3 rRNA genes are annotated in these 2,349 nt (G+C 56.7%); all 3 read right to left on the reverse strand.

Features of this window, described 5'->3' with window-relative positions:
* Window positions 1-324, reverse strand: a 16S ribosomal RNA gene (locus Uis1B_RS11545); the annotation flags it as partial.
* A 1,406-nt stretch (window positions 325-1,730) separates the two neighbouring features.
* Window positions 1,731-1,847, reverse strand: a 5S ribosomal RNA gene (gene rrf / locus Uis1B_RS11550).
* A gap of 195 nt (window positions 1,848-2,042) precedes the next feature.
* A 23S ribosomal RNA gene (locus tag Uis1B_RS11555) occupies window positions 2,043-2,349 on the reverse strand; the annotation flags it as partial.

Genomic DNA, 2,349 nt, shown 5'->3' on the forward strand with positions numbered 1-2,349 from the left:
CTCAGTCCCAATGTGGCCGGTCGCCCTCTCAGGCCGGCTACCCGTCAAAGCCACGGTGGGCCGTCACCCCGCCGTCAAGCTGATAGGACGCGACCCCATCCCACGCCGATGAAATCTTTCCCAGCAGACCATGCGATCAACTGGAACATCCGGCATTACCACCCGTTTCCAGGAGCTATTCCGGAGCATGGGGCAGGTCGGTCACGCATTACTCACCCGTTCGCCACTCTCACCCCCAAGCAAGCTTGGAGGATCCCGTTCGACTTGCATGTGTTAAGCACGCCGCCAGCGTTCGTCCTGAGCCAGAATCGAACCCTCCACAAAAAAACTGTGAAAAGCCGAAGAACGGCTCGAAAAAACAAAAAAGAAGAAAAAAGACGGACACCACGATCCCGACCACGAAGGCCGAACCATGGCACCACACAGAATCCTTCCAAAACCCAGTCCACTTCAACCCCTCCCGGGGACCCGAACCACGCTCACACGCGACCGGGCGGGACCGGACTGGCAATCATCAAAAAGTAGTACAAAACACGCTCTTGAGTTCTCAAACCACCACCACACCAGCAAACGAAACCGATCCGAACCGAACCGATCCGGCCGTGCCGGGCAGCGAGTAAGAAACTTACACGAACACACACCACAACGCAAACCGGAGAATTGCAGACTTGCGTAAACCCCAATAAAATCAAGGCCTTCATCGGCGTGTCGCAAAAGGGCAAAACAACCGTAAGCCCCGGGGTTATCCGCTGCTAAAACCAGCATAAACCTCAAAAGATTGCTCGTTTATTTCCGTCTCGGGGTTTGGATCGGCGTGTCGCGCCCAAAATCCGATTCGTCATGCCGGCTCCACCATCCCGTTACCTAGACCCATTGCCGGACGAACCCGGCACTCGGCAAACTCGGCACTCGGCAAAATCGGCACCTGCGAACTCGTCATCGATCTCCTTCGACTCGTAATGTCCGCCTGCCGGCAACTCCACGCATCGCTCTCACCCAACCGCAGCCCGACCTTCCACGTCAGCGCCCGTACCGCAGCCCGACTCATGATCATGAGTATGCCCGGCAGATCGCGTGATCTGCTGATCTCCCGATGAGTCACCGGCCAGCCAGTCGGCTGGTTCGGAGCAGGATCCGATCTTCCCCAGTCGCCCAACTTTTCTTCAGCATCCCCAACAGACGTCCTTCCCAACAGACATTCAAAGTGGATGCATCGGACGGGCGCATCAGAAGCATGCAGCAGACCAACGCATCCAGGGAATGTGGGAACCGAAATTAATCGTTCGAAAAGCCGCGATGGTGATCAGCAGTGAAGTGATTGCGATCGACAGCGATGCAATTGCGATCGGCGGCGTGCAGGTACAGGACATATCCGATTCGCAGCTGAAGATGGTATGGCAATGGCCGAGAATCTCGACAAGCAGAACGAGTAGATGGCTCTGTCTACGCAGACAGGGCCATCTATGCAGGCAGAAAGAACCATCTACACAGAGAAGGCCGTCTAAGCACCCAAGTTCGCATGAGTCGACAGGGCCGCCTGAATCGACAGGGTCTTATAAGTCAACAGGGCCAGTGAGCAGGAATCGTCAGCAAGTCCAGGCAGCAAGACCGGGCAAGCACCCAGTACCATCTATCGGTATCACATGCCCGATAATGTACATTATGTCAGATGTTGGATAATAAAAAAGTGGGGGTTGCTCCCGTAGGAACAACCCCCACCAAACAAGTGTATGCGGCGGCGTGTTACTCTCCCACACCCTACCGAGTGCAGTACCATCACCGTGCCAGGCCTTAGCTTCCGGGTTCGGAAAGGGACCGGGCGTCTCACCTGGGCCATGACCACCGCAAAACCAAACACACGACACCACCAACAGGGCGATGCCGGCAAAAACAGTGACCGGCCGGGAACCGGACAGCGGACGCAAGCAACAACACCATCGAAAACTGATCGCAGTCAACCATATCAGTGCTCCGTGTCACCCGGACAACCCACCGGACCGGCAAACCCAGTCCCGCAACCCGCCACGAACGACGGGCAAGTCGTGTGATTGTCCTTCCCCCGTTAGTACCGGTCGGCTCCACCCCTCGCAGGGCTTCCACCTCCGGCCTATCAACCACGTGTTCTCCATGGGGGGTACACACACCCGAACGGGCATGAAGGAATCCTTATCTTGGAGAAGGCTTCCCGCTTAGATGCTTTCAGCGGTTATCCCACCCGAACGTAGCCAACCGGCCATGCCACTGGCGTGACAACCGGCAAACCAGAGGTTCGTCCACCCAGGTCCTCTCGTACTATGGGCAGGACTCCTCAAGATTCCAACGAGCGCAGAGGATAGAGACCAAACTGTC

Origin of the sequence: Bifidobacterium margollesii (assembly GCF_002860355.1) — a bacterium.
GTDB lineage: Bacteria > Actinomycetota > Actinomycetes > Actinomycetales > Bifidobacteriaceae > Galliscardovia > Galliscardovia margollesii.